This is a genomic window from Enterococcus sp. HMSC072F02 (assembly GCF_001837725.1).
Classification (GTDB): Bacteria; Bacillota; Bacilli; order Lactobacillales; family Enterococcaceae; genus Enterococcus_B; species Enterococcus_B lactis.
The window spans coordinates 103,117-128,807 of sequence record NZ_KV833885.1; the positions used below are offsets into that span (position 1 = coordinate 103,117).

General features: G+C 39.3%; 26 protein-coding genes and 1 pseudogene. 4 read left to right on the forward strand and 23 right to left on the reverse strand.

Annotation, left to right across the window (positions count from 1 at the left end):
* From HMPREF2731_RS15175 to treR, 8 genes are all read right to left on the reverse strand, one after another.
* The coding region (locus HMPREF2731_RS15175; RefSeq protein WP_256337542.1) for a hypothetical protein at positions 1-414 on the reverse strand (414 nt) is incomplete at its 3' end.
* Positions 415-1,111: 697 nt separating this feature from the next.
* Positions 1,112-1,486 (reverse strand): hypothetical protein, encoded by a 375-nt coding sequence (locus tag HMPREF2731_RS00855; protein WP_002289815.1) that lies wholly within the window; start codon positions 1,484-1,486, stop codon positions 1,112-1,114.
* Positions 1,487-1,602: 116 nt separating this feature from the next.
* Positions 1,603-2,085 (reverse strand): low molecular weight protein-tyrosine-phosphatase, encoded by a 483-nt coding sequence (locus tag HMPREF2731_RS00860; RefSeq protein WP_002290531.1) that lies wholly within the window; start codon positions 2,083-2,085, stop codon positions 1,603-1,605.
* A 52-nt stretch (positions 2,086-2,137) separates the two neighbouring features.
* Positions 2,138-2,716 (reverse strand): TetR/AcrR family transcriptional regulator, encoded by a 579-nt coding sequence (locus tag HMPREF2731_RS00865; RefSeq protein WP_002290530.1) that lies wholly within the window; start codon positions 2,714-2,716, stop codon positions 2,138-2,140.
* A gap of 28 nt (positions 2,717-2,744) precedes the next feature.
* Positions 2,745-3,746, reverse strand: a complete 1,002-nt coding sequence (ruvB, locus tag HMPREF2731_RS00870; protein ID WP_002290529.1) for a Holliday junction branch migration DNA helicase RuvB — start codon at positions 3,744-3,746, stop codon at positions 2,745-2,747.
* 12 nt (positions 3,747-3,758) lie between these two features.
* Positions 3,759-4,361 carry a Holliday junction branch migration protein RuvA gene (ruvA, locus tag HMPREF2731_RS00875; protein WP_002290528.1) on the reverse strand — a complete coding sequence of 201 codons (603 nt, stop codon included), beginning with the start codon at positions 4,359-4,361 and terminating at the stop codon, positions 3,759-3,761.
* A gap of 168 nt (positions 4,362-4,529) precedes the next feature.
* Entirely contained in the window at positions 4,530-4,976 is a 447-nt protein-coding gene (msrB, locus tag HMPREF2731_RS00880; protein ID WP_002309788.1) for a peptide-methionine (R)-S-oxide reductase MsrB, read from the reverse strand.
* 76 nt (positions 4,977-5,052) lie between these two features.
* Positions 5,053-5,766: a trehalose operon repressor gene (gene treR / locus HMPREF2731_RS00885; protein ID WP_002290526.1), complete on the reverse strand. Its 714-nt coding sequence runs from the start codon at positions 5,764-5,766 to the stop codon at positions 5,053-5,055.
* A gap of 222 nt (positions 5,767-5,988) precedes the next feature.
* Between treR and treP the strand changes: the two genes are divergently transcribed.
* Positions 5,989-7,977, forward strand: coding sequence for a PTS system trehalose-specific EIIBC component (treP, locus tag HMPREF2731_RS00890; RefSeq protein ID WP_002290525.1), 1,989 nt, complete (start codon positions 5,989-5,991; stop codon positions 7,975-7,977).
* An 84-nt stretch (positions 7,978-8,061) separates the two neighbouring features.
* Here treP and HMPREF2731_RS00895 read toward each other — a convergent pair whose 3' ends face one another.
* The 8 genes from HMPREF2731_RS00895 to HMPREF2731_RS00930 all read right to left on the reverse strand — a co-directional run bounded on the left by HMPREF2731_RS00895 (position 8,062) and on the right by HMPREF2731_RS00930 (position 17,305).
* Entirely contained in the window at positions 8,062-8,622 is a 561-nt protein-coding gene (locus HMPREF2731_RS00895) for a Maf family protein (protein ID WP_002290524.1), read from the reverse strand.
* A gap of 20 nt (positions 8,623-8,642) precedes the next feature.
* Complete coding sequence (mutL, locus tag HMPREF2731_RS00900; protein ID WP_002336151.1) at positions 8,643-10,751, reverse strand: DNA mismatch repair endonuclease MutL; 2,109 nt, start codon at positions 10,749-10,751, stop codon at positions 8,643-8,645.
* Between the two features lie 17 nt (positions 10,752-10,768).
* Positions 10,769-13,414 (reverse strand): DNA mismatch repair protein MutS, encoded by a 2,646-nt coding sequence (gene mutS, locus HMPREF2731_RS00905; protein WP_002290522.1) that lies wholly within the window; start codon positions 13,412-13,414, stop codon positions 10,769-10,771.
* A complete protein-coding gene (locus tag HMPREF2731_RS00910) occupies positions 13,398-13,814 on the reverse strand; it encodes a YlbF family regulator (RefSeq protein WP_016628824.1) in 417 nt (138 codons plus the stop codon). Before HMPREF2731_RS00910 ends, mutS begins: the two co-directional genes overlap by 17 nt.
* On the reverse strand, positions 13,789-14,586 hold the full coding sequence (locus HMPREF2731_RS00915; protein ID WP_002290518.1) for a TIGR00282 family metallophosphoesterase: 798 nt from the start codon (positions 14,584-14,586) through the stop codon (positions 13,789-13,791). Before HMPREF2731_RS00915 ends, HMPREF2731_RS00910 begins: the two co-directional genes overlap by 26 nt.
* Positions 14,587-14,996: 410 nt before the next feature.
* Complete coding sequence (locus HMPREF2731_RS00920; RefSeq protein WP_002290515.1) at positions 14,997-15,770, reverse strand: Cof-type HAD-IIB family hydrolase; 774 nt, start codon at positions 15,768-15,770, stop codon at positions 14,997-14,999.
* 19 nt (positions 15,771-15,789) lie between these two features.
* Entirely contained in the window at positions 15,790-16,425 is a 636-nt protein-coding gene (locus tag HMPREF2731_RS00925) for a DNA alkylation repair protein (protein WP_002290514.1), read from the reverse strand.
* 28 nt (positions 16,426-16,453) lie between these two features.
* On the reverse strand, positions 16,454-17,305 hold the full coding sequence (locus HMPREF2731_RS00930; protein WP_176747845.1) for a formate/nitrite transporter family protein: 852 nt from the start codon (positions 17,303-17,305) through the stop codon (positions 16,454-16,456).
* 261 nt (positions 17,306-17,566) lie between these two features.
* Here HMPREF2731_RS00930 and rpsD point away from each other — a divergent pair, with 261 nt between their 5' ends.
* Entirely contained in the window at positions 17,567-18,178 is a 612-nt protein-coding gene (gene rpsD / locus HMPREF2731_RS00935; protein ID WP_002290512.1) for a 30S ribosomal protein S4, read from the forward strand.
* A 138-nt stretch (positions 18,179-18,316) separates the two neighbouring features.
* On the forward strand, positions 18,317-18,856 hold the full coding sequence (locus HMPREF2731_RS00940) for a biotin transporter BioY (RefSeq protein WP_002290511.1): 540 nt from the start codon (positions 18,317-18,319) through the stop codon (positions 18,854-18,856).
* 74 nt (positions 18,857-18,930) lie between these two features.
* Here HMPREF2731_RS00940 and HMPREF2731_RS00945 read toward each other — a convergent pair whose 3' ends face one another.
* From HMPREF2731_RS00945 to HMPREF2731_RS00970, 6 genes and pseudogenes are all read right to left on the reverse strand, one after another.
* Positions 18,931-19,440 carry a QueT transporter family protein gene (locus tag HMPREF2731_RS00945; protein ID WP_002290510.1) on the reverse strand — a complete coding sequence of 170 codons (510 nt, stop codon included), beginning with the start codon at positions 19,438-19,440 and terminating at the stop codon, positions 18,931-18,933.
* A 333-nt stretch (positions 19,441-19,773) separates the two neighbouring features.
* Positions 19,774-20,535, reverse strand: a complete 762-nt coding sequence (locus HMPREF2731_RS00950) for a 3-oxoacyl-ACP reductase (RefSeq protein ID WP_002290507.1) — start codon at positions 20,533-20,535, stop codon at positions 19,774-19,776.
* The gene (locus HMPREF2731_RS00955; protein WP_002290506.1) at positions 20,532-20,753 is read right to left on the reverse strand and encodes a DUF2829 domain-containing protein; all 222 of its coding nucleotides are present in this window, start codon (positions 20,751-20,753) and stop codon (positions 20,532-20,534) included. The genes HMPREF2731_RS00950 and HMPREF2731_RS00955 overlap by 4 nt, the downstream gene beginning before the upstream one ends.
* 19 nt (positions 20,754-20,772) lie before the next feature.
* Positions 20,773-22,359: pseudogene (locus tag HMPREF2731_RS00960) on the reverse strand (helix-turn-helix domain-containing protein).
* Entirely contained in the window at positions 22,359-23,060 is a 702-nt protein-coding gene (locus HMPREF2731_RS00965) for an LrgB family protein (protein ID WP_002290504.1), read from the reverse strand. Before HMPREF2731_RS00965 ends, HMPREF2731_RS00960 begins: the two are co-directional and overlap by 1 nt.
* Positions 23,053-23,463 carry a CidA/LrgA family protein gene (locus tag HMPREF2731_RS00970; RefSeq protein ID WP_002290503.1) on the reverse strand — a complete coding sequence of 137 codons (411 nt, stop codon included), beginning with the start codon at positions 23,461-23,463 and terminating at the stop codon, positions 23,053-23,055. The genes HMPREF2731_RS00965 and HMPREF2731_RS00970 overlap by 8 nt, the downstream gene beginning before the upstream one ends.
* 325 nt (positions 23,464-23,788) lie before the next feature.
* Here HMPREF2731_RS00970 and HMPREF2731_RS00975 point away from each other — a divergent pair, with 325 nt between their 5' ends.
* Entirely contained in the window at positions 23,789-24,523 is a 735-nt protein-coding gene (locus HMPREF2731_RS00975; protein ID WP_002290500.1) for an MIP/aquaporin family protein, read from the forward strand.
* A 112-nt stretch (positions 24,524-24,635) separates the two neighbouring features.
* Here HMPREF2731_RS00975 and HMPREF2731_RS00980 read toward each other — a convergent pair whose 3' ends face one another.
* Positions 24,636-25,529: a hypothetical protein gene (locus HMPREF2731_RS00980; RefSeq protein WP_083325450.1), complete on the reverse strand. Its 894-nt coding sequence runs from the start codon at positions 25,527-25,529 to the stop codon at positions 24,636-24,638.
* Positions 25,530-25,691 lie beyond the last annotated feature (162 nt).

Here is a 25,691-nt window from a genome sequence, read left to right on the forward strand (position 1 = left end):
TTCTTCCGTTCCTGCCGCTCCTTGAGGCGCATCAAGAAAAGAAGCCCGATAGATACCATCCTCAGCCCAGAATGATTCAGGCGTGATTCTTTTCGCCTTCATCATTTCTTTATTCACATAAATAGGATACTCTTTCATCTTGTCAAAAAAACGGATATCCGTATAGTTGACTTTTTCTTCTCTGAATTCGTAAAGTTTTTGTGCATATATTTTTTTAGAAACTACGAGAAGCCTTTCGCTAATCCGCCATGACCTGGCCACACACAATCTATTTGAGTAATTGAGAAATTCTAAAACTGCCTCCTGATGACTAGTTAGCCCGTCATACTCTTCTTCCTTGAAAAAAGCATACCGTAACACGGTCCAATCACGTTCCAAATAAAAATCAATACTTTCTTTTTCTAATAATTCCATCTTTTCTCTCCTTGTGTTCTTCTAACGGCACTCCTGATACACCAACAAATCTGACCCTTTCATCTGCCACGTCAATACATGTTTCTCGCGAATTTTATCTATCCATTTTTATTTTATCGCAATTATCAAGGCTTTTATTTCTATTATTTCTTTTTGGAGAAAAGATAGTTCTTAACTCATGGGAATCGCTGGATTTGTAAAAAAAGGCTGTGAAATCAGCGCCTTGGCTTAAGTATTAGAAAAGCAAAACAGCAAAATATAAGGAGCTATTTTACCGTTTTTTGAACTAATACCAAAGGGTAGCTGATTGCACAACGTGTCTTTTTATAGTATAAAATTTTAGACAAATACATGATATAAAAATAAATTTCGCAAAAAAACTTAACAACTTTCGAAAACTTTCGTCACAAAATATTCACAACTAATGACTATTATATAAGCATACCAACAAACAACCCTAACAACACTTTTTCATTTTTAACTCCTTATCCTGCTAGCTCCCCGGCTAGCAGGACCTTTTTTTATCAAAAAAACTTGTCCCATACAATCGATTCAACTAATCAACCGAATGCTGTCATGCTGTGATACTCATCGTAAAACGTTTCGTTTTATCGGTATCCGCTTAAAGCATTCGGTTATTTTTGATTAGTAATGATTGATGGTACAAGCTCATACGTGCTTTTCTATCTGGTATAAATTATTTTGATAACCGTTCCTGTTCTCCTGCTGGCGAAAGGATTGTTATTTTTTCAATTTGTTCTACGGGAACCATGCGGATCTGCTGCTCTTCGTTTTGTAGGCGGATCATTACTCGGTCTTTTTCGACCGTTTTTGTCGCCACCCAACCTGAGATCGTTTCATACTTGCTACTCAAACGATTCGCTCTTACTTGTAAGATAACTAAACTATGTTCAGTCGCAGCTTTTTGCAGCTCAAGAATAAACTTTCCTTGCAATCGTACATTCTTAGCATGTTCTTCAGTGTCATTTACAAAAGAATCAAAAAGTTGATACGAGGTATGAGTAACTAACTTCGTAAGCTTCTTCATTGGTGATACTGTCTCTTCGTTCATCGAATGCACTCCTCCTTTAGCTAAGAAAGTGTTACTTAATTAATCTTATTTTACCTAACATTTTGCAAAAAAACAAGGAAATGCTCTAACGTCTCTAAAAAAAGAAAGCGCTAATTTTAGAAACTGTTTGTTATTTTATTTTCATCCATCCAAATGTTCCACCAATGATCTAACCCTTCTGTGATCAATTGATATGTCTCATCAAAGTTATTGGTATAGTATGGATCGGGAACATTTTCTTTTTCTTTTCCAGGGATGCTACTTAAAAACAAATGGATTTTTTCCTGTGCTGAGCGTGGTGCTCTTCTTTTCAGTTCTTCTACATTTTCTTGATCCATGCCAATGATCCAATCAAAAGTTTCAAAATCGTGGGGTGTGATTTGACGAGCAACCATATTCGTCATATCCACATTTTCTTGGTTCAATATTTTTTTCGTTCCAGGGTGCGGTGTCTTTCCAACTTCATACGTACTTGTAGCAGCAGAATCCACAAAAAATTCTGCTTCCTTTCCTTCTGATGCTATTCGTTTCTTCAACAAGCCTTCTGCCATTGGTGAACGGCAAATATTTCCCAAACAAACAAATAAAATTTTTGTCATTTTCCCATCTCCTTTTAACGATCATGGCTTTTTCAACGAAAGATTATTTCTATTACTGTTCTTCCAACTCTTCTTTTGCATAAAGACGATAAGAGTATAATTCCGTATCCTTGGCTAAACGGAAAAGCTGCATAGCGATTTCCATCGGTGTTTCTTCATATTCATTCGTGATCCAATTGACTAACACGCCGCTGCAACCGTAAGAAAAAAAACGAGCATAAAATAGTTTATCTTTTGCAGAAAGCTGTCTTTCTTCATCCATTTGCTCAAAAATCTTGATAAAAGATTTTTGGATTAGTTGAGAGAATTCTTTTTGTAAAATTTCTTGGTCAGAAAGCACAGTATTTGCGTAAAACTCTTTCTTTTCAGCAATTGCTTTCAGCATTTTCAATGCTTGCTCTTCCCAATTATCAAGAGTAAGACATTGCGGGTCTAAATAATGCAAGGCATCCTCACAATAGACCCAACGAAGCAAATCGTATTTATCTGTAAAATGATAATAAAATGTTTGACGATTGATTTTTGCTTCATTTGCGATTTTTTGGACGCTGATTTTTCGAAAAGATTGTGTTTGGCACAAATCAATCAATACGTTTTTGATCAATTGTTTCGTACGTGTTGTATCACTCATTCATTTTCCTCCAATCTAAAAGCAAAAATCACATATGATAGTCGTAGCCGAAATGTTCATAAGCATAAGCCGTAGCCATTCGCCCTCTAGGTGTACGCTTTAAAAATCCTTTTTGGATCAAGTACGGTTCATACATATCTTCGACTGTTTCCCGTTCTTCTCCTATATTTACGGAAAGCGTGCTTAACCCTACGGGTCCGCCGCCATATAATTCGATCATCGTCCGTAACAATTTCTGGTCAACATAATCCAAACCAGCTTGATCGACTTGTAGCAAAGTAAGCGCCTGATCTGCTATAGGACGATCGATTTTCCCGTCTCCTTGAACTTGCGCAAAATCACGAACCCGTTTGAGTAAGCGATTCGCGATTCTAGGCGTTCCTCGCGATCGGCGAGCAATTTCCAATGCCCCTTCTTCAATGATCTCTGTTTGAAAAATATCCGAAGAACGTAAAACGATCTCCTGCAGTTCCTGTTCGTCATAATATTCCATATGTGAAATGATGCCAAATCGATCGCGTAAAGGTGCAGAAAGCATACCTGCTCGTGTCGTCGCCCCAATCAAAGTAAAGGGAGGAAGAGGGAAATGGACCGGATGTGCGGTTGGTCCTTGTCCTACCATGATGTCTACATAAAAATCTTCCATGGCCGAATAAAGCATCTCTTCTACTACTCTAGGCAATCGATGGATCTCATCGATAAATAGGACATCCCCTGCTTCCAGTTCATTCAAGATCGCTACTAAATCACCCGGACGTTCGATAGCGGGGCCGCTTGTCGTACGAATGTTCACAGTCATCTCATTAGCAATGACCATAGCCATCGTCGTTTTCCCTAATCCAGGAGGCCCATACAACAGAACATGATCTAATGGTTCTTCCCGATTTCTGGCAGCTTCGATGTAGATCTGAAGTTCTTGTTTGACTTTTCTCTGCCCGATATACTGAGAAAGCAACTGCGGACGAAGAGATTTTTCCAAACTCAGTTCATTTTCGCCAGTTTCTGGTGATAACAAGTATTCATCTGTCATTTGGTCTCCTCCTTATTTTTTCATCATCAGCTTGAGTGCTTGGCGTAAATACTCATCTGTTGTCTGATTATCGACTTCTTTTAATTGTTTTTCTACACGTTTGATTTCTCTATCACTGTAACCAAGAGCTGAGAGAGCCTCCATTGCTTCAGATAGAGCGGTAGCGTCTTTTGTATTTGCTTCATCGAATAGACTGAAGGGCGTATCGATACTCAGCTCACCAAATTTTCCTTTTAGATCCAAGATCATTTGTTGCGCCGTCTTCTTCCCTACCCCTGGAAATTTTGTCAAATAAGTGACATCACTGGATTCCACTGCTTGGATCAAACCGGAGTGGTCTTCGCTTGCCATGATCGCAAGAGCACTTTTTGGACCGATTCCTGAAACACTGACTAATCGCAAAAACAGTTGTTTTTCTTCTAAAGAATCAAATCCATACAAAAGATGCGCATCTTCGCGGATCACCTGATGGACATAAATTTTTATTTTTTGATTTAGTTTGCTGCTGTAGCGGTAAGGATTTCCTAGTGCGATCTGGTAGCCGATACCATTGGTTTCTACTACTATGTAATAGGGGTTGATAAAGGTAACCACACCTGTCAGATATTCATACATATTCTAGTCCTCTTTCTTTTGCACACATACGTTCCCTTTATTGTAGCACATTTCACCTTGTGAAAAAAGGAGTCTGGGGAGCGTTTCTTTCAAATAGCAATCGCTTGAATAAAAAAGAGCGGACGATCGAGTGAATCCCCGTATTGTACCGCTCTTTTTGTATTTTCATTATTCTACCAGTGATTTGTATTCGCCATAACCGAGTTCATCCATCTTTTCATAGGGAATGAATTTTAGTGAGGCAGAATTGATGCAGTAACGCAGACCGCCTTTATCTACTGGGCCATCGGTAAATACATGCCCGAGATGAGAGTTTGCTTCTTTGCTTCGAACTTCTATTCGATGCATGCCATGAGAAAAATCGGCTTTTTCGCGTACTTGTCTTTTCGCTATTGGTTTGCTGAATGATGGCCAGCCACAACCTGCGTCATATTTTTCCGCAGAGCTAAATAACGGTTCGCCGCTGACGATATCGACGTAGATCCCTTTTTCGTAAAAATCATCGTATTTTCCGGTAAATGGACGTTCTGTTGCATTTTCTTGTGTGACTGCATAAGCCATCGGTGATAATTTTTCTTTCAGTTCTTCTTTTTCTGGTCTTGTTGGTTTATCCATTAAAAATGCCCCCTTTGTGATCCTATCATAGCGCCAAAGCAGACAGATGCCAACAATTTGCTTTCTTTCGAATCATTTACACTTTTCGGCGCCGGGCAAACTCAACGAAACGGAATTTATCTAATCGGTGTACCGACTCAGAATACTCAAAACAGCGGGTATCTTCCAAATGAACAAGACTTCTGACGACTACTGCGTAAGTATCATCGTGAAGATCCATCGTTGTTTTCATGATATCTGTTACTTCTTCTACTGTGATTTCCTTTTGTGCGTAAGCAATCGTTAAAGAAAGCTCATTTTCAAAATATTCATAGATCGATCCTTGTGCTTGTACTGGGGTTAAATGAGGAACGATCTCCTTTAATAGATAATCAGTATCTAATATAACCACTTCACCATCGATTTTTCTTTCGCGTATCAAATGCCAGACAGGTGCACCAATCTCCCAGCCAGTAATCTCATTCAGTGCTTTTGTTACTTCTGTTTCTTCTAACGTATGAACGATCGTTTCACTTGGAATACGTTGGGTTTCCTGTAGCTCTTTATAGCTTGTCAGTCCAGAAATAGGAAAATCAAAGCGGTTTCGATCTAGTACGATCGACCCTTTTCCTTGTTTTTTTTGAATATATCCTTCCGTCGTCAAAAGATTCAGTGCTTTTCTAATTGTTTCTCGTGAAACACCGTAGATTTTGATCAATTGGTTCTCACTAGGCAAAAGCGAATGCGGAGGATATTCTTTCGCTAAAATTTTCTGTTCCAAATCTAAAAAAATTTCATTGAACTTGTTCATGTTTTTTCCCTCACTCGTTCTTCCATCATTTCTTCACTATACTACAGCTCTTTTTGTATTTCAATGTTCCTCTTTTTAAGAAAAGCTTATTTTATGCTTTTTAAAACGATATCATTTTTCTGGATGTTTTTGTATAAAACGCTTGCAATTCTTCCTAAAAAAAAGTATAGTAAACGAAGAAATAACTTGCATAGACAAGTTAAAAGAAAGGGGTTTATTGATATGGCAAAGTATCAAGCAGATGCCGAGAAACTGCTACATGATATCGGCGGAAAAGAAAATATTGCTGCAGTTAGTCATTGTGCAACTCGTATGCGTTTCGTCCTAAATGATCCTGGAAAAGCAGATCAAAAAGCAATCGAAGATATTCCTAGCGTGAAAGGGATGTTCACGAATGCTGGGCAGTTCCAAGTCATCATAGGAAATGATGTTTCTACTTTTTATAACGACTTCGTTGCAGTATCCGGCGTTGAAGGGGTTTCCAAAGAACAAGGAAAAGCAGCAGCAAAACAAAACCTTCATCCCGTACAACGCGCCATTGCCGTCTTGGCAGAAATCTTTACACCACTGATTCCTGCAATTATCGTCGGCGGATTGATCCTTGGGTTCAGAAATGTACTTGAAGGTATCCAGTTTGAAAGTCTTGGTGGAACGATCGTTGAACACTCGCAATTTTGGAATGGCGTCAATGCCTTTTTATGGCTGCCAGGTGAAGCAATTTTCCATTTTCTTCCAGTAGGTATCACTTGGAGTATTGCGAAAAAGATGGGTACTACACAAATATTAGGAATTGTTTTAGGAATTACATTAGTTTCTCCGCAATTATTAAATGCTTATAGTGTAGCTTCCACAGCCGCAGCAGATATTCCATTTTGGGATTTTGGTTTTGCTCAAGTCCAAATGATTGGTTATCAAGCACAAGTTATTCCAGCTATGCTGGCAGGGTTTATGTTAGCGTATCTAGAGATTTTCTTCCGCAAATATATCCCTCAGTCGATCTCAATGATCTTTGTTCCATTGTTTTCATTGTTACCAACTGTTTTAGCTGCTCACGTTATTTTAGGTCCTATCGGCTGGACAGTCGGAAGCTGGATTTCAACTATCGTAAATACCGGGTTGACGTCTTCTATCAGCTGGTTGTTTAGTGCTGTATTCGGGTTCCTGTATGCACCTTTAGTAATTACTGGTCTCCACCATATGACCAATGCGATTGATATGCAGCTGATTGCAGATTTCGGATCAACGAATTTATGGCCGATGATTGCTTTATCAAATATTGCCCAAGGCTCTGCAGTCTTAGCCATCGTCTTCTTGCATCGTGGGAACAAAAAAGAAGAACAAATCTCGATTCCAGCAATGATTTCTTGTTACTTAGGTGTAACTGAACCTGCTATGTTCGGAATCAATTTGAAATACGTCTATCCTTTCGTCGCAGCAATGGTCGGTTCTGGATTAGCTGGCATGTTTGCCAACTTGATGGATGTTCGAGCAAACGCGATCGGAGTAGGTGGTTTACCAGGAATACTAGCCATCCAAGCAGAAACATGGGTACCTTTCATCATCGCAATGATCATCGCTATCATCATTCCATTTGGCTTGACGATCGTCTTTAGACGTCAGGGAATCTTGAATAAGATTGATCCTGCTGTTCCTGAAAATGCTGCTGATGTACAGCTTCAAACAGCGAATGGCGCAACAGCAACACCACAGTCTTTCGAACCTGTTTCAGCAACTGGTACGGCAGTTGCAACAAAAGAAACATTATTCGCAGTGGCTGCTGGGAACATCAAGGAAATTACTGAAGTAAATGACCCAGTTTTCTCACAAAAAATGATGGGTGACGGTTATGCTGTCGAACCGTCAAACGGCAAAGTCTATGCACCAGTAAATGGTAAAGTGACGAGCGTCTTTGAAACAAAACATGCCATTGGTATTCTTTCTGATGAGGGGCTGGAAGTACTTGTTCACATGGGATTAGATACCGTTGAACTAAAAGGCGTTCCTTTCACTGTATTCGTGAAAGAAGGAGATCTTGTCACACCAGAAACTCTGATTGCTGAAATGGATTTGCCAGAAATAGAACAAGCTGGTAAGAAAACTGACATTATTGTTGCTTTAACTAATAACGAAAAAGTTGCTGGTCTATCCCTTGACCAATCAGGACTTGTTCGCCCAGGCGAAGCAGTCGGTAACGCTGAAGTAAAATCTTAATCAGAGTAGATAAGTAATCTTTTCAATAAAAAAGACGGGCTATCATGGATTTTCAATCGAAAATCAGATAGTCCGCTTTTTTGTTTAATTGAATGTTTTCAGTGCCTGATTGACAGCACCAATCGGAAACCCTACGATACTGTAGTAATCTCCAGAAATTTCTTTGACGAATACACTTGCAGCATTTTGGATGCCGTATGCCCCTGCTTTATCCGCATAGTCTCCCGTCTCCAAGTAACGATTGATTTCTTCATCTGTCAGTGGGTAAAAAGTGACATGTGCTTCTGCTAGTATTCGTTCTTCTCGCTCCTTTGTTTTTAAAACAACTGCTGTGTATACAGTATGTGTTTCCCCGCTTAATTTTTTCAACATGACTTCAGCCTCAGCCATATCTTCTGGTTTACCCATGATCTCCTGGTTGAGAACAACAGTCGTGTCGCTAGCAATCACTAAGCTGTCTTTCTTTTCTTTTTGTTCCCAAACAGTTCGTGCTTTTTCTTCAGCCATTCTGCGTACATAATCGACTGGCAGTTCGTCTGGAAATGGCGTTTCATCAATATCAGCAGGTTCGATCTCGAATTCTGAAACGATGTGAGCCAATAACTCTTTTCTTCTTGGTGATTGAGATGCTAGTATAATCTTCATGTTTCCCTCTTTTCTCTGACTTAATGCGGGTCTTGGATCCGTTTGAACATTCTTTCCATATCCGAGTTGGTAAAGTGAATCAATACTGGGCGGCCATGGGGACAATTGAACGGATTTTCGCATTGTGCTAAATCTTTCAGCAGCACACGTGCTTGTGCTTCATTCAAATAATGGTTGGCTTTGATCGATCGTTTACAGCTCATCATGATTGCTGTTGCTTCACGGAATTTTTTTACGCTCACACTTCCTGTCGTCAGTAGCATGTCGATCATCTCGCGAATAATCGATTCTTCTTCACCATTGGGATACCAAGTAGGATGGGCCCGTACAATAAAGCTGTTTTGACCAAATTCTTCTAAATAAATCCCTGCATCTTCTAGCAAATGCTTTTGCTCTTTTAATTTCAAAGCATCACTGTTTGGATAGTCCAACACAAATGGAACAAGCAATTCTTGCAGATCATCAGATACTTCCCCAATTTTTTCCCGAAAATATTCATATTTGATACGCTCTTGAGCAGCATGCTGATCGATGATGTACAATCCGTCGCTACTTTGGGCAAAAAGATACGTTCCGTGCATCTGTCCAAAATATTCCAATTGAGGAAAACGTTGAACTGGTTTTTCCGTTTCTAGTTTCTTGATCGCTTGTTCTAATGTTTTGTCGTTTCCTTGAGTGAAATCAAATTCAGGATGCAGTGTCAATTCTTCCTCGTAAATCTGTTCATCCTCTTCCAAGGATATATCTATCTGTTCTTTATTTGTTTCTTCCGTGTTATCCACAGTAGGAATTTCTTTCTTTTCAGATTTTTCCACTGTTTTTTCTACAAAGTTATCAACATTTTTACCAAACTTATCCACCGTTTTCGCTGTTTTTTCTGGATAACTGGTGTTTTCTTCAGAAAAACCAGAAAAGTTTTCAACATTTTCCACAGACTTATCAACAGATCTGTCAACAAATGTGCTCTTTGGTTCTTCTACAAAAAAGGTTCCTGTCTCTCGGTCAAAATTTAAACTACTTGGCTTTTTAGGTTTTTCTTCTTCAAAAGCGTAGGACAAATCGATTTCGATTTGTTCCGTTTTAGGCTGATCTGGTACTTTTTTCTTGAACCGTAGATTATCCGCGGCACTTGGAATCAGGTTTTCTTGGGACAATGCTTTTTGAATGGCGTTACTAATTAGCTCTGTTAGTTCTTTTTCCTTCGACAACCGGACTTCCTGCTTCGTCGGATGGACATTTACATCGACTAAAAGCGGGTCCATCTTGATTTCCAATATAGCAATAGGAAAACGGCCGACCATTAATTTTGATCCATAACCTGCAACGATTGCTTTATTTAAGGAAAAATTCTTGATAAAACGTCCATTGATGATCGTCGATAAGTAATTCCGACTGGCACGAGTCACCTCTGGCAATGAAACATAACCAAATAACTCAAAATCCAGATCTTTTCCTTCGATTTTCAGCATTTTTTTAGCGGTAGATAATCCGTAGATTCCCGCAATCGTTTGTTTCAGATCGCCATTTCCAGCAGTTGCCAACATTTTGTTTCCATCATGTACTAAACGAAAAGCGATTGATGGGTGACTTAATGCCAGACGATTGACGATGTCCCCGATGTTCGCTAATTCTGTGTGCAGTGTTTTCACGTATTTCAAGCGGGCTGGCGTATTGAAGAACAGGTTGCTGACGGTAATCTTCGTTCCTTGACGCAGAGGTGCTGGCCGATGCTCCAAGACCTCACCGCCTTTGAGCGAAAGATAAGTACCTTGGTTTTCTTCCTGATTCGCCGTTTCCAGAGTCATTTCAGAAACAGAGGCAATACTTGGCAAAGCTTCCCCTCGAAAACCCAGCGTTCGTATGCGAAAAAGATCGTCGCGATTATGGATCTTACTTGTCGCATGCCGCTTGAAGGCATTCTCTACGTCGTCTGCCAAAATACCTTCTCCGTTATCAATCACTTGGATCGTCCGCAGTCCCGCTTCTTCAACTAAGATATCAATCTGAGTACTACCGGCGTCAATTGCATTTTCCACTAATTCTTTCACGACGGAAGCTGGTCGTTCCACTACTTCTCCCGCAGCGATCTGATTAGCTAAACGTTCAGATAATTCTTGGATTTTGGCCATCGATATCCGCCTTCTTCCTACAGTTGTTTTTGTAATTCATATAATGTGTTTAGTGCATCCATTGGCGTCATTTCTAGTAAATTTATTTGCTTCAGTGATTCAATGACTTCTGTTTCATTTTCGGATAATTCACCGAATAAAGAAAGTTGCTGGTTTTCTTCTTTGACACTGTCTTGTATAGGGTCTTGGTTTACTTTTTCTGCAGGTGGTTTTATTTGCTCCTGTTTGGCTGTTTTAGTCTTCTCTTCTATTTCAGCTGGAACAGTATGGTGTCCGTTATCGCCATTTTCTAGCGTATGCAGGATATCTGCTGCTCGCTCTAGTAGATTGGCAGGCAATCCTGCGATTTTTGCCACATGTATACCATAGCTTTTATCCGCAGGTCCATCCATCATTTTATGCAAGAAGACAACTTCTCCGTCTTTTTCAACAGCTCCAACATGGACATTTTTAAGCTGCGGAAGTTCTTTTTCAAGTACCGTCAGTTCATGATAATGGGTAGAAAAGAGTGTTTTTGCTTGTACATGACGATGGATATATTCGATGATTGCTTGGGCCAACGCCATTCCGTCATAGGTTGCTGTTCCTCGCCCGAGTTCGTCAAACAAAATCAAACTGTTTGGCGTAGCATAACGCAGGGCTTGATTGGCTTCCATCATCTCTACCATAAAAGTACTTTGTCCAGCAATTAAGTCGTCACTTGCACCAATTCGGGTAAAAATCCGATCAAAAATAGGTAAAACTGCTTGTTTTGCCGGAACGAAACAGCCCATTTGCGCCATCAGAACAGTTAATGCCAACTGGCGCATATACGTACTTTTACCAGACATATTCGGTCCTGTGATCAGCAAGATCATTTCGTCTTCTGCCATTTCTACGCTGTTAGGGATATATTCCTGATGTCCTAATACTTTTTCTACTACAGGATGTCGCCCGTCTTTGATCAGAAGCTGATGCTTGTCATTGACAAGTTCTGGCCGAACATACTGATAGCGTTCGCTGATCGTTGCAAAACTTTGTAGCACATCTGCTGCGCTGATTGCTTTTGCAAGTACTTGTAGCGGCTGGATAGCCTTTTTGACTTCTTCTCTCACAGCTAAAAACAACTGATATTCTAAATCAACAGATTTTTCTTCTGCTTCGAGGATTTGTGTCTCCAATTCTTTTAGTTCTGGTGTGATGAAACGCTCTGCATTTGCTAAGGTTTGTTTTCGTTCATACTTCTCCAGCTCTGCATTTCCAAGATTTGCTTTTGTGATTTCTATATAATAACCGAAAACGCGGTTAAATCCGATTTTTAAGTTCTTGATTCCTGTTTCTTGACGCTCTTTTGCTTCAAGTTCTGCTAGCCACTTCTTTCCGTTTCTCATAGCAGAACGGTACGTATCGAGCTGCTCATTGAATCCATCTTTGATGATGTTTCCTTCCGTTATTTGTAACGGCGGATCATCTTGGATAGCTTGGTCAATCAATTGGACGAGATGGTCCATCGGTTGCATTTCTGAAAGCAGACTTTGCCATTGACCTTGATCGATTCCTTCAATCAACCCTCTGATCATTGGCACTTGTTCTAAAGAAGTTTTCAACTGGATCAAGTCTCGCCCATTGACATTACCGAAAGCTACTCGACCTGCTAGGCGTTCCAGATCATAGACTTTCGTTAATGCTGACTGCAAATCGATACGTTCAAAATAACTGTCTAGCAAAGAAGCGACCATTTCTTGTCTTGCTTTAATTTGTTTTGCCTGGATAAGCGGACGGTCTAGCCATTGTTTTAATAAACGGCCGCCCATTGCTGTTTTTGTTTCATCTAATAACCATAGAAGCGTGCCGTGCTTTTTCCCAGTCCGAATAGATTGGCTTAATTCTAGGTTGAATTTTGAATAATAATCCATTTTCAAAAAATGATCTGGCTGGTATTCTACTGCTTTTTGGATATGCGCTAAACTCCGCTTTTGTGTTACCGCTAAATAAGTCAATAGTTTGCCGGTTGCTTCTTTTTCCAGCGGATCGACTAGTTCGCTTGTCAAAAAGCTAAATTCCGCGTTTTCTTCCATCTCATTTTGTTGAGAAAAGACTAGCCCTAAACGCCCGCTTAGCTGTTCACGAAGGGTATCAGTGATCTCACTGCCTAATACGAGTTCTTTTGTCTGCAATGCAGAGGCTTCATTTAAAACAGCTTCTTCATCATGCAACCGAGCCGTCTTCAATTCTCCCGTACTTAGATCGGCATAAGCAAAGCCAAATTCATTTCCTTGACTAACTACAGCTGTTAAAAAATTGTTGTCTTTTGCCGACAATCCTTTGCTGTCCATGACTGTACCAGGAGTGACTAGCTGGATCACTTCGCGCTTGACCATCCCTTTAGTCGTCTTTGGATCTTCTACCTGCTCGCAAATCGCTACTTTATAGCCTTTTTCAATCAAGGCATCGATATATCCTTGTGCTGCATGGTGAGGGACACCGCACATAGGAATAGGTTCTTCTGCATTTCGATTTCTGCTCGTCAACGTTAATTCCAAAAGCTGTGATGCCTTGATCGCATCTTCATAAAATAATTCATAAAAGTCTCCTAAACGATAGAACAAAAAAGCATCTTGGTATTGTGCCTTGATGCTTAGATATTGTTCCATCATAGGAGTGTTTTTAGTTTTTTGAGGCATGTTTTTCCTCCTCTATTTGTCCATTGATTTCTTCTTGTATCATCGTTGTTAAATGATGAAGCAGATCATCTGCTTCCAAAAGCTGTTTTCTATAAGCTATAACAAGCGGATGCTGATCAAATTCTTTCATGAATTGATCCGCTCGCTTGATTGCTTCTTGTTCTGCTGCTGGTTTGTCATAGTGGGCAAAATGAACAGCTTCTTTTTGCGCTTGTTTGATTTTCTCTCTCAACTCAGTTAAATACTGGTTTTGATGGATCTTTTCTTCAAGTTCTTTGTAGCGAATGATCGTTTCATTTTCTCTTAAAAGTTTTGTCAGTTTCCTTACTTCTTTTTGAATTTCCGGCTCCTGCTGCAAAAAACTGCCTCTCTTTCTACTCCATGAACGGTCGATCCTCATTGATTTGAATCAGCTGGATTTCTTTTGCATGACCTGTCGTATCATCCAATTCTAAGATACAGCCGCTTAAAATCGATCGGCCTTGTTCGACAACTTCAAAACGTTTTGGTAATGCGGTCAGAAACTTTTCGATCACAGGTTCTCTGCGCATACCCAAAATACCATCATAGGGTCCTGTCATCCCAACATCTGTCAGATACGCTGTGCCTTTTGGCAAAATTCGCGCATCATTTGTCTGGACATGTGTATGTGTACCGACCACTGCTGAAACTTTCCCATCTAAAAACCAGCCCATCGCTTGTTTTTCACTTGTTGTTTCTCCATGAAAATCTACAAAAATGATTGGCGTACGTTTTCTAGCTTCTTCTACTAGTTCCTTCATTTTACGAAAAGGATCATCCAAGTCCACCATGAAAGAACGAGCTTGCATGTTGATTACTGCCAATTCGATTTGATTCACTTTGACAAAGACCATCCCTTGTCCAGGCGTCCCTTCCGGAAAATTTGCCGGCCGAACCATCTTTTTGGCTTCATTTACAAACTCAAAAATCCCGCGGTTGTCCCACGTATGATTTCCCATCGTCACGACATCTACACCGTCTTGCAAAAATTTTTTATAGATTTTTTCTGTGATTCCACGTCCAGAAGCGGCATTCTCACCATTTACGATCGTTACTTGCGGACGATACTTCTTCTTCAACCTAGGGAGATATTCGGTAATCATCTCTCGTCCCATTGAACCTACTACATCACCAATAAACAATACCCGCACACTAAATTCCTCTTCTCTTTTAACATCACTCTATATTATAGTTGTTTTCAATAAGAAAGAAAAGGTCAAACAAAAGGAACTCTTTCCTGATATTTCTTAGATTTGAAAAATAAAATAAAGAAATGGGACTATGGCAAAAATCTTGTCACAGTCCCATTTCCCGAATAAACGTTGTTCCATCTGCTGCTTCTTCAGAAATAAGCCGAAATTTTTCAAAAACTTGAGAAGCAATTTTCGTAAATCTCTTCTTATTACTTGAAACTGACCACTTCTGTCACGACATCTTCCTTAAACGGTGTTCAAAAGCTTGCATCTGCGGTAATAAGCCCAACCAAACGAAAAATAGGAGGAGCTATTTTTGTTTGGCTGTTCTTATTACTTGATGCAGGACAGCTTTTTCACAACCTTTTTTAAATCACACTTAACTCTTTCAATGCCTTCCAGATGCCATCTTGATCATTTGTATCAGTGACCATCTTGGCTTCTGCTTGTACTTCTGGCACAGCATTCCCCATAGCTATTCCGATTCCTGACATACGCAACATTTCACGGTCATTTTGTCCGTCACCAAAGCTGATAATATCTTCATGCGGGATACCTACTTGTTCTGCTAAGTGTAGGATCGTCGCCGCTTTAGAACCGTTTTGGGGAACGACATCTACACTGTTCTCATGCCAGCGGACAAATCGAATCTTATCATATGAGGAGAATTTTCCATCATATGTTTGATCGAAAAATGCTAACGCTTGATAGATTTCTTGTTCCTCTGCAAAAAACTGATCTAGTTCAGGCAAGACAGCACCGAAAGAATGCATCGCCTCTTCCATCACCGTTACATCATTGGAAGAAGAACGTTTGATATTGTCTAAGCTGACAAAAGCTGTGTCGATCTGTTCATGATGCGCTTCCTCGACGAATGCATCCAACTGTTCGCGATCTAGTAAGTTCTTATATACTTGTTCATGGTCTAAAAAACCGGCCGCTCCATTACATAAAATGTAGTTCGTAAAATCCAGATCTCGAATGACTTCTTGCGCATGGAACCGGCTCCGCCCTGTAGCAATCGTGACCAGATGACCGGCTTTGCGTAATTTTTCCAATGCTTCTTTCGTGCTATCTAAAGCTTGTTTATTTGAATCTAACAACGTTCCATCAATATCAAAAGCAAATAATTTGCGTCTCATCTCTTGTCGTCTCGCTTTCTTATAAATACTTGCTTGCCTCGCGAACAGCTAACTTGCTCAAATCTGTTGTCAGCTGACTTTTTACCCAAGCGGCATCGGTCTTACTATAATCACGCAATGCCCAACCGATTGCTTTTTGGATAAAGAATTCCTTTGTTTGACGGTCTTCGTCTATTGCTCGGATCAATAGTGCTGTGTCTGTTTGCTGTTTATAACCTAATTGCAACGTGATTGCTATTCGACGCAACCAGAAATCTTCCTTTTTTTCGAACAACTGAAAGACTTCTTTACGTTGCTCTGGATGGGCTTTACACCATGTACTGTATACTTTTCTCCAAGAATCGATGCTGTCCCACCATTCTTTTTTCTGGACTAGTGGTAACAATGCAACTATCTCTTCAAAGGTAAGCCGTTTGATGTTTTTTTGGACTAAATCGATCGCCACATACTGATATTCTCTTTCGATTTGTTCATAATAATAATGAACAAAAGCTAAAACTTCAGAAACAGATAAATGTTTGCTTTCATCCAATAACGGCTGTTGCAAAAGAGCGCGTTCCGGCTTAGGTACCCCAGCAAAAGGAAAAAGATTTTTCATGTACTTTTCCATTTGTAACGCTTTTTCTTCATTTTTTGGAAAAACTAACACTTCCATGGTATTTCCTCCCTTAATGAACGACTTTTTAGTCCACATAGGATGATTTTGATTGATTCAGCCAAGTATAACCCAGTCCCATCACTAAACCGCCACCAATATAATTCCCTGCCAAAGCAAAAAACAAATTATGTAACACATTGCCGGCTGTCATTCCGTCCATCTGTCCATGAGAAGCAAAGTAAGCAAGCGTAAAGGCAGGAAAATTCGCTATCACGTGTTCATATCCTAGAAAAGCAAAAATGAAAATAATGAATACGACCGTGATCACTTTCCCAGCATCCTCTTTCATCCGCATGCTGATCAGGACAGCGGTATTGACAACGATATTCGCAAACATTCCTTCCACCAAAATCGTTGTTGCAGGTTTTGCTAGTTTTACTGCTATTGATTCTAACATAAAGTTGTCCAACGTTAAATCTTGAAATGGCGTAGTCATAGAAATAAGAAATCCACATAACATACCGCCAATCATATTGAAAAAAATACAGGTAAATAGAATCTTGGCTGCCTTACTTAAAGCAAGTCTCTGCCGAAAAACACCCACGGTCATATAAAACATATTCGATGTTCCTAATTCGGCGTTCATGTATAGAATCATGACCAGACCCCAGCTGAACATAAATGCGTATAAAATCTTTCCTAGACCGTGCGCGATATCTTCCCCCTTCATCGCGATCGCAAATGCCACAGCCGTTCCTAAAGTCAAAAACAAACAGGCAAGAACCGCTCGAACAGCGTAACGTGAAAAGCTGTTTTCAAAAAGGTTCGCCTTCTTTTCAATTGAAGCATCGATTTTCTCAAATAATGGTGATACCGGATTCATTGATTTTCTCCTTAAACTTCCTTCACTTTTTTCCATTTGCACATACCTTCTCATTTTATAAAGAGAGCCTAGGTTTGTAAAGCGTTTTTACGTACTAATTATCTTGACATTCATGGATGATCTATCATATACTGTAGTTTGTGTAAAATAATGCAGCAGAAAAATAATAACTCATCCCTAGTTTGTTGCCCCGTCTCGGGTTCGATTGTGTAACCGCGGCTGCAAAGGTGAAGATTGAAGAACAAACTATATGATTATGAATTTTTCAACGGATTATTTTACTCCAAAAACTTATATTCATTGGAGGAAATTTTAATGTCTCGTTATACAGGACCATCATGGAAAATTTCTCGTCGCTTAGGCATCTCATTGTCAGGCACAGGAAAAGAATTAGCACGTCGCCCTTACGCACCAGGTCAACACGGACCTAACAGCCGTGGCAAACAATCAGAATACGGCATGCAATTAACTGAAAAACAAAAACTTCGTCACATGTACGGAATGAACGAACGTCAATTCCGTAACTTGTTCGTAAAAGCTAGCAAAATCAAAGAAGGTAAACATGGTGTTAACTTCATGATCTTACTAGAACAACGTTTAGACAATGTTGTTTACCGTTTAGGACTTGCAACGACTCGTCGTCAAGCACGTCAATTAGTTAACCATGGTCACATTTTAGTTGATGGCAAACGCGTTGATATCCCTTCATACCACGTAGAAGTGGGTCAAGTGATCTCAGTTCGTGAAAAATCACAAAACAACGTAACAGTAAAAGAAGCTGTAGAAGCAACTGTTGGACGTCCAGCATTTGTAAGCTTTGACGCTGAAAAATTGGAAGGTTCATTGACTCGTTTACCAGAACGTGACGAACTATATCCAGAAATCGACGAAGCTCTTGTCGTTGAATACTACAACCAAAGCCTATAATTTCAAAAGCTTTCTTGAAAAAGACCGCTATCTATTGGATAGTTGGTCTTTTTTTTATTTCCTATTTACAAAGCAATCACTTTGTTTTACAATTTCGTTAACCAAATAAAAATAATAAGTTAACGAAAAGAGGGCATTATGAACCGAACATTGAAAGAATTGATACTTGCTGCGGAATTTGCCGCGATTATTTCTGTCCTTTCTCAGATGACCATTCCTTTTGGTTTGGTTCCTTTGACAGGGCAAACATTTGCTATTGGACTGACAGCCACTTTTCTCGGAAGAAAACTGGGATTGATATCGGTTACAATTTATCTTTTACTGGGTTTGATCGGTCTTCCTGTATTTTCAGGGATGACTGGAGGCATAGCTGTTTTATTTGGTCCAACTGGCGGATATTTGATTGGATTTCTTTTTCAAACATGGCTAACTGGCTGGATGATCGAAAAAACAGACGCTCATTACTTGTACGCAATCTTTGCCAATCTAATGGGCTCTCTTGCCGCCTTAGTCTGTGGGACGATCTGGCTGAAGATAAGTGGCGATCTTACTTTTACAACTGCATTTGCCAGTGGGCTACTGCCTTTTTTACTGCCGGAAGCAATCAAAGCAATTGGAGCAGCCTATATGGGTGTCTTGATGAAAAAACGGCTAAATCGATTTCTTCGAACGAATTGAGCAAAAAAGCAGCATGGAAGAAGACTCAACATCCGGTCTCTTCCACGCTGCCTTATTTTAATTTAAACAGATCTTTATTTTGTCAAATCTACTTTTTTACCGATCCAATAAATAATTATCCCACCGACAATCATTGATGCCAATTCTCCTAAAGCAATCACCCACCAATTCAAGAAAAAAGGTAGTTGATATAAAATCGTTAGCTGACCAGCTACTGTAAACATGGAAAAAGCAAATACGCATGCTGTCACAGCCATTTTGATTTTCATGTTTTTAATGCGACTAGTGATTTTATAGTTGATAAGCAATACAATCAGCGTGCTGACGCTTCCTACTACAACATCTATCAGTCCAAGAGGAGAAGCAATATTAGCCAAAGCTACTCCCGCTGTTACCGCGGCGATGTATCTTTTGTTATACAAGGACAGATAGTTGAACATCTCCGAGAGACGAATCTGAATCACTCCAAAACTAAAAACAGACAAAACCAGCGTCACTGCCACATATAAACCAGTGACTAGCGCCATCCGAGTCACATCTGTCGTTGTCCAGCGTTTGGCTGAACGGGTATTATTTTTTTCCATGTTCTATTTCTCCTTTGCAAGATAATTTTATCTTGGTAATGACTGCGACCAAAGGATGGGAAGAAAATTCCAACTGAAGTGCCGCAGAAGGTTGTGAAAAAGCTGCCCTGCAACAAGTAATAAGAATAGTCAAATAAAAATAGCTCCTCCTATTTTTCATTTGGCTGGACTTATTACCGCAGTTGCAAGCTTTTGAACACCGTTTATATCAGAAGGTTGTGAAAAAGCTGTCTGACATCAAATGCCGGGAACAATCATCGACTTTCTTTTATCATCAACCATTTGGTTCTCTCTTTATTTCTTATCATACAGAAGCTTGAAAAAAACACAAGGTTATTTTAGCAACCAGCCACCGTCGATTGGAATAATCGTTCCTTGTATATAGCTTGCTTGAGGAGAGGCAAGAAATAATGTCAGCTCCGCTACTTCTTCCGGCTGTGCCCATCGCTTGACTGGTGTTTCATTTGCCACCCACTCTGCCATCTCACCTTTTCCTTCAAAATCAGCCGCATTCATCGGCGTTTGGATGGCTCCTGGAGCAATTCCTTTTACTCGGATCCCCTGCTCTGCGTAATCCAGAGCGAGTTGTTTAGTAAAACCGACGATTGCATGTTTCGCACTTGTATAAGCGATCCCACCTCCGCCAGCAACCAAACCCGCAATCGAAGCCATGTTGATGATTGTTCCGCTTTTTCGGCGGATCATATCAGGAAGGATGATGCTTGTTAGATGATACATGCTTTTCACATTCGTTTCATAAATCAGATCCCACAGCGATTCGTCAGTTTCCATCAAGGATTTGTATGCATCTAATACCCCCGCAGTATTCAATAAAATCGTAACTTCACCAAAATGATTTTGGCATTTCGATACCGCTTGTTGGAGTTCTTTCCTCTGTCGGACATCCCCTAGTGCGTAGGCAAAAGTTTCAGGAAATCGAAAAGAAAGTTCTTCCATTTTTCCAAATTTTTGATCTAATCCAAACACAAAGGCATCTTGTTCCAGAAAAGCTTGGGCTTGTGCGGCACCAATACCAGAAGCAGCTCCTGTAATAAATACGACCTGTTTAGCTAAATCTGGATAACGGTTTTTCATTCTACGATCGCCCAATCATCTGCTAAAATATCGCAAACTGTAGGAGCAAAGCTAGAAAAACCTTCATCACTTGTTTTGATCAATAAGTAAGGCGTCACCGGACAGCCATCAAATTCATCATCGGATACGAGAACAACATAAAGCTCAAATCCACTCCATCCTTTACGAATAATCTTTGCACCTTTTTTCAATTCTGGTAAAATTTCTTCAAATGTCATCTTTATTCTCCTTTTTTTATTATTTTTTTGATTGTTTTTGTTTTTGAATCATTTCAAATTTTTGAGATAGCTGAATGTAATCTATCAATTTTAATTCTTCGGTCACAATAAAATAGTCAAGATCCGCCCACGGTTTTCGATGAACTTTACTTGTGGAAATCAGAAGATCCACTTCTCTTCCCCGATAATCCGTTGGTAGAAAAATCAGCTGATAATCATTACGGAAAAACGTCCGTAACCCCTCCTCTAACAGTTGCTCTTCAAATAATGGGAAATCTGTCATCAAGAGGATCGTGATCTTTGGAAGCTGTGGAGTAAAGGCTCCTAATGTTTTAAACACAGTCAGATACCGACCCATCAAAAACGCATGATTTTTAAACGCCAGATGATTAGGCTGTTTGTGTCTGCTTTCAAAAAAGCGTACTAACCATTGTTTTAATTCTTTGTTTTCAATGACTAAATGATTAATGAAGTCACTACTGTTTCCATCAATCGTTTCTTTTGCGTTAGGAAAAAGATAGGCGAAAAGATGACTACTGAACAAATAGTTTTCTGCCTCAAAGGTCAGATCTTCCGCTGGTAGCTCCTGCTCTTCTTGATAAAGAGAAAGAGCTGCTTTTGCTTCAGAAAGAGCTGCAAAAGGCGGTGTTTCTGCTTGTTGATGAAAATCAAAAATTTTCTTCCGTATCTTAGGATCACTATAATATTCTTCACGCGTCATCAGAACAAGAAACAATGCGCCTAATTCGTCTTCTACTTGAAAATAATTAGGAAATACCGGCTCCATGACTTGGCAGAATCGCTGGAACAACAGATTGTCTGCGATCAGCCCTCTTTTTTTCTCATTCAATACCACATAATGCTTCTGTGATTTTCTTAAAAAAAAGGCACCTAGCATGTATTCCAATCGTCTTTTTTTGATTTCATTCAAACGAACGTTGAAAAAAGCCATGATATGTTCTGCCATATTCTTTACGTCCATTTGAGAAATCGTTTCAAACGGCCAGATTTTCCCTCGAAACAACTGCCAGAATGTCATATGCAAGTAAAGTCGAATGATTTCTTCTTCGCCTTGCGCGATATATGTACCTCGTTGCAGACGAATGCCATAAGTTTGCAGTTGCTGTTTCCATTCATTGATTTTTCGATGAGCAGTGGATTCACTAATGTAATGCTTTTGCGCAAATTGGTAAATCGTGTGGAATTCTTCAAAAAAAATGTCGTGCAGCAGCTGGAATTTCAGCGTACTTTGCACGAGATAGATCAAAAAACGCTCATGTTCGATTGAATCGAGCGTATCATAAAAGTTATAACCAGAACGGTGATTTTTTGTAAACAAAGGGTGCGTCTTACCGCTAAACTGCTGATAGTTTTTAGACAGCTCGTTTAGGTATTTCGACACACTGCGGGCATCCAGCTGAATAACTTGCGCTAATTGTGCAGCAGTATGCCAAGCTTGATCCTCAAAACTTTCTAGGAGGAGAATCTTATAATATAGATCTTTATCAAATTGTTTAAGATACTCGGAAGACAAATACACGTCTTTCCCTCCTTTTTTATGCTAGAACGTTTTGGTTATTGTAGCATAAAATAGTGGTTTTCGCATCAAAACAAGCCAGCAAAAGGCTGAAAGAATAACGGCAGCAACAAAACGGTCAATATCCCATTTACGCATATCGCAAGCCCTGAAATGATCCCTTCTACTTCGCCAATCTCGATTGCTTTTGCTGTACCGATAGCATGAGAAGTACTTCCTAACGCCACACCGCGAGCAACGGGACTTTCGATCTTGAATAAGCGGAAAATATGAGTAGCGATCAGCGAGCCAAAAATACCTGTAGAGACAACAATAGCAAGAGTCACGGCATTCACCCCGCCCATCGTATGAGACAAATCGACAGAAATAGCCGTCGTTACAGATTTCGGTAGTAATGAGATGACCATCTCTTTATGAAGAGAGAAAAAATAACCGATGCCTACACTAACCAAGCAATTTGCGACTATTCCTGCTAAAATCGCAGCCATTACAGGATAAAAATTTTCTTTCAGCAAACGGAAGTTTTTATAAAGCGGGATGGCAAGTGCCACTGTCGCAGGAGTAATCAGCATAGTCAAAAAATTGCCGCCGATATTATACTCTTTATAGCTGACGCCAGAAAAATGCAGAAATAAGATAATAACAACAATCGATAATACGAGAGGATTCAAAACAGGCAATTTATATTTCCGCAAAAATTTGTCAGATAATACGTACACTCCTAAAGTCAAACTTAAGCCAAATAATGGATTCACAAAAAACTCAGTCAATTTGATTCTCCTCCATTTCGTTTACAGATACCCTGCTTGCTTTTTTCTTACGGATATAGCCTAGCAAAGCTTCTACCCCTTCTGCCGTTTTTCCCGCTGTGACCATCGTGACGATGGAGCACACGACGACTGCCCCCAGTAAAATAGGCCATATCGAAGCAATGTCATCAAAATATTCCAATAAACCTACACCAGCTGGAACAAATAAAATAGCTAGATTATTCAATAAAAAGTCACCAGTTGCTCCGATTTTTTCAGGATCAACAAGATGCATTTCAAATGCTAAAAATAAAAAAAGAATACCTAAGATACTCCCAGGAATAGGTAAATGAGCAAAAATTCGGATACCTTCTCCTAATACAGAAAAGAAAACAATAATGAAAAACTCTTGAAAAAATTTCATCAAACAACACTCCTTACGTATAGCTTTCATTTTACTAACAAACCTTTTCTGAAAGTTTCAAAACATGCTGTTTATAAGATACAATTTTTGAGAAAAAAAACGTTTTTTTTTTGGTATATTTATAGTTAAGCTTGGTGATTTGTGGAGAACTTTTAAAAAGAGTTGGAGTTTTACTGTTGGTCTGGTTTCTTATACGTAATGGAAATCATTTTTTTATTCACATTTGTTAAGACTGCAGAAATCCTTCCGACACGAAACACTGCACCGATGCTTTTCGTGTTGATGTTTCTTTTTTTTTGCATTTTTATAACATTTGGAGGTATTTATGGATTACTCACTAATGACCCGTCTTGCGGCGGAAATGATTGGTACAGCATTACTAATCGTGCTAGGTAACGGTGCTGTAGCAAACGTAGATTTAAAAGGTACAAAAGGATATGGCAGCGACTGGATGCTGATTGCTGTCGGATATGGATTTGGGGTTATGATGCCGGCAATGATCTTTGGCGGAATCAGCGGTAACCACATCAACCCAGCATTTACGATTGCCTTAGCGTCTAATGGATTGTTCCCTTGGGCTGAAGTTGTTCCTTATATCATTGCACAATTGATTGGTGCAGCGATCGGACAATTGATCGTAGTGGCTTGTTACAAACCTTACTACGACCAAACAGAAGATGTAAACCATGTGTTAGGTACATTCTCAACAATCAACAGTGTTGGTTCTAAATTCAATGGTTTCGTCAATGAATTCTTTGGTTCATTCGTTTTATTCTTTGGAGCTTTAGGTATTACAAAAGCACCATTCTTCCAAGATAACCTTGGTACAGCTCACTTAGCACTTGGTTTCCTTGTATGGACATTAGTTGCTTCACTTGGTGGTCCTACAGGTCCTGGTCTGAACCCAGCTCGTGACTTTGCACCACGTCTTGTACACGCACTACTTCCATTGAAACATAAAGGTTCTTCTCAATGGGGATATGCATGGGTACCCGTTGTTGCACCTATCTGTGCTGGTGTCGTAGCAGTATTCTTATATAAATTATTATTTATGGCTTAATTAAAAGCTAAATAAAAAAACTTGGTACAGCGATTGCGTACCAAGTTTTTTTATTTTAGAAAAAGCAGGTGGACTTTCTAAAAGAAGTTCACTATTCGATCCTGTCGATGATTTATTCAGGAAAATCGTCTATTTGCTTGTCAATTTTGCTGTCTTTGTATTTCTCTTCTTGGATAGTCAACAAAATCTTTGTAAGGTTCCCCCAGTCTACTGCTCTTGGCGGATCAAGCCAAACCACTACTTGAGACACACTTTCTTCATATAAATTGTTTCTATTCGTGATTATAACATCCGGAAAATCAAGTTTTCCAGCCTCTATCACTTCCGTATTCAGATTAATGTACAAACTTAAATTTTTCTTGATAAATCGATTATAGGCAGCACCATAGGAAAAATCGATGATGATCTTTACTGGCTCAGAAACTAGTTGAACGGGTATGTGATTGATCAATAACAATAAATAACTGAAAAAAAGAAAAAATTTATCTTGAAGCAACTCTTTGTGTTTTGACATTAGATCATTCATATACTCTAATAGATAGCAATAAAATGTAGGATAGTTTTGATTAAAAAAAGAAATATCTAGTGGAAATTCATCCGATTTATTAAGGGTATAATGCAAAAGTTTAAAATGTATTTTGGTTAACTCATTTTGGATCGATTTTCTCGTTTCTTTCGGTAACCGTTTGAACCGTTTTTCAAAACTTTCAATGAACCGCTCATTCAACCATTCGATTGTTTCATCTTCTTTTTTCCTCAAATACTTTTGATCTAACTTATCATGGAGATAAAGCCACGAGAGGATCTTACAGATAAAAACAACTGATTCTGTCTCCAGTACTCCTTTTAGATAGAAAAATCCTATATCTGAGAAAAATAGCGGCTGATTGTTGACAATATCTAAAGAATCTTCTTGTTCAGACAATAGATTGATTGCTAAAAAGTGGAATAATTTCTTTTTTTCATAAGCGGAAAGAGGATAATACCGATTTAAATTTTTTACCATTTTTTCTGTTTTTATAATTATAGGTAGCGCATACAACTTTTCAACACTTATTTCTGTTGAGTTAAAAAGATTATATAAAAAAAGGCGGATGTTTTTAGGATTTCCTGTCAACTTTCTTTTCTCATATGATTCGCGAATTGTAAAATTAAGTTAGAAAAATAA

What these genes read in the sequence shown, in the direction of transcription:
- HMPREF2731_RS00855 (WP_002289815.1), bottom strand. Translation starts at nt 1,486, where the DNA reads ATGAACGAAGAGACAGTATCACCAATGAAGAAGCTTACGAAGTTAGTT.
- HMPREF2731_RS00860 (WP_002290531.1), bottom strand. Translation starts at nt 2,085, where the DNA reads ATGACAAAAATTTTATTTGTTTGTTTGGGAAATATTTGCCGTTCACCA.
- HMPREF2731_RS00865 (WP_002290530.1), bottom strand. Translation starts at nt 2,716, where the DNA reads ATGAGTGATACAACACGTACGAAACAATTGATCAAAAACGTATTGATT.
- ruvB (WP_002290529.1), bottom strand. Translation starts at nt 3,746, where the DNA reads ATGACAGATGAATACTTGTTATCACCAGAAACTGGCGAAAATGAACTG.
- ruvA (WP_002290528.1), bottom strand. Translation starts at nt 4,361, where the DNA reads ATGTATGAATATCTGACAGGTGTGGTTACCTTTATCAACCCCTATTAC.
- msrB (WP_002309788.1), bottom strand. Translation starts at nt 4,976, where the DNA reads ATGGATAAACCAACAAGACCAGAAAAAGAAGAACTGAAAGAAAAATTA.
- treR (WP_002290526.1), bottom strand. Translation starts at nt 5,766, where the DNA reads ATGAACAAGTTCAATGAAATTTTTTTAGATTTGGAACAGAAAATTTTA.
- treP (WP_002290525.1), top strand. Translation starts at nt 5,989, where the DNA reads ATGGCAAAGTATCAAGCAGATGCCGAGAAACTGCTACATGATATCGGC.
- HMPREF2731_RS00895 (WP_002290524.1), bottom strand. Translation starts at nt 8,622, where the DNA reads ATGAAGATTATACTAGCATCTCAATCACCAAGAAGAAAAGAGTTATTG.
- mutL (WP_002336151.1), bottom strand. Translation starts at nt 10,751, where the DNA reads ATGGCCAAAATCCAAGAATTATCTGAACGTTTAGCTAATCAGATCGCT.
- mutS (WP_002290522.1), bottom strand. Translation starts at nt 13,414, where the DNA reads ATGCCTCAAAAAACTAAAAACACTCCTATGATGGAACAATATCTAAGC.
- HMPREF2731_RS00910 (WP_016628824.1), bottom strand. Translation starts at nt 13,814, where the DNA reads ATGAGGATCGACCGTTCATGGAGTAGAAAGAGAGGCAGTTTTTTGCAG.
- HMPREF2731_RS00920 (WP_002290515.1), bottom strand. Translation starts at nt 15,770, where the DNA reads ATGAGACGCAAATTATTTGCTTTTGATATTGATGGAACGTTGTTAGAT.
- HMPREF2731_RS00925 (WP_002290514.1), bottom strand. Translation starts at nt 16,425, where the DNA reads ATGGAAGTGTTAGTTTTTCCAAAAAATGAAGAAAAAGCGTTACAAATG.
- HMPREF2731_RS00930 (WP_176747845.1), bottom strand. Translation starts at nt 17,305, where the DNA reads ATGAGAAGGTATGTGCAAATGGAAAAAAGTGAAGGAAGTTTAAGGAGA.
- rpsD (WP_002290512.1), top strand. Translation starts at nt 17,567, where the DNA reads ATGTCTCGTTATACAGGACCATCATGGAAAATTTCTCGTCGCTTAGGC.
- HMPREF2731_RS00940 (WP_002290511.1), top strand. Translation starts at nt 18,317, where the DNA reads ATGAACCGAACATTGAAAGAATTGATACTTGCTGCGGAATTTGCCGCG.
- HMPREF2731_RS00945 (WP_002290510.1), bottom strand. Translation starts at nt 19,440, where the DNA reads ATGGAAAAAAATAATACCCGTTCAGCCAAACGCTGGACAACGACAGAT.
- HMPREF2731_RS00950 (WP_002290507.1), bottom strand. Translation starts at nt 20,535, where the DNA reads ATGAAAAACCGTTATCCAGATTTAGCTAAACAGGTCGTATTTATTACA.
- HMPREF2731_RS00955 (WP_002290506.1), bottom strand. Translation starts at nt 20,753, where the DNA reads ATGACATTTGAAGAAATTTTACCAGAATTGAAAAAAGGTGCAAAGATT.
- HMPREF2731_RS00970 (WP_002290503.1), bottom strand. Translation starts at nt 23,463, where the DNA reads ATGAAATTTTTTCAAGAGTTTTTCATTATTGTTTTCTTTTCTGTATTA.
- HMPREF2731_RS00975 (WP_002290500.1), top strand. Translation starts at nt 23,789, where the DNA reads ATGGATTACTCACTAATGACCCGTCTTGCGGCGGAAATGATTGGTACA.
- HMPREF2731_RS00980 (WP_083325450.1), bottom strand. Translation starts at nt 25,529, where the DNA reads ATGGTAAAAAATTTAAATCGGTATTATCCTCTTTCCGCTTATGAAAAA.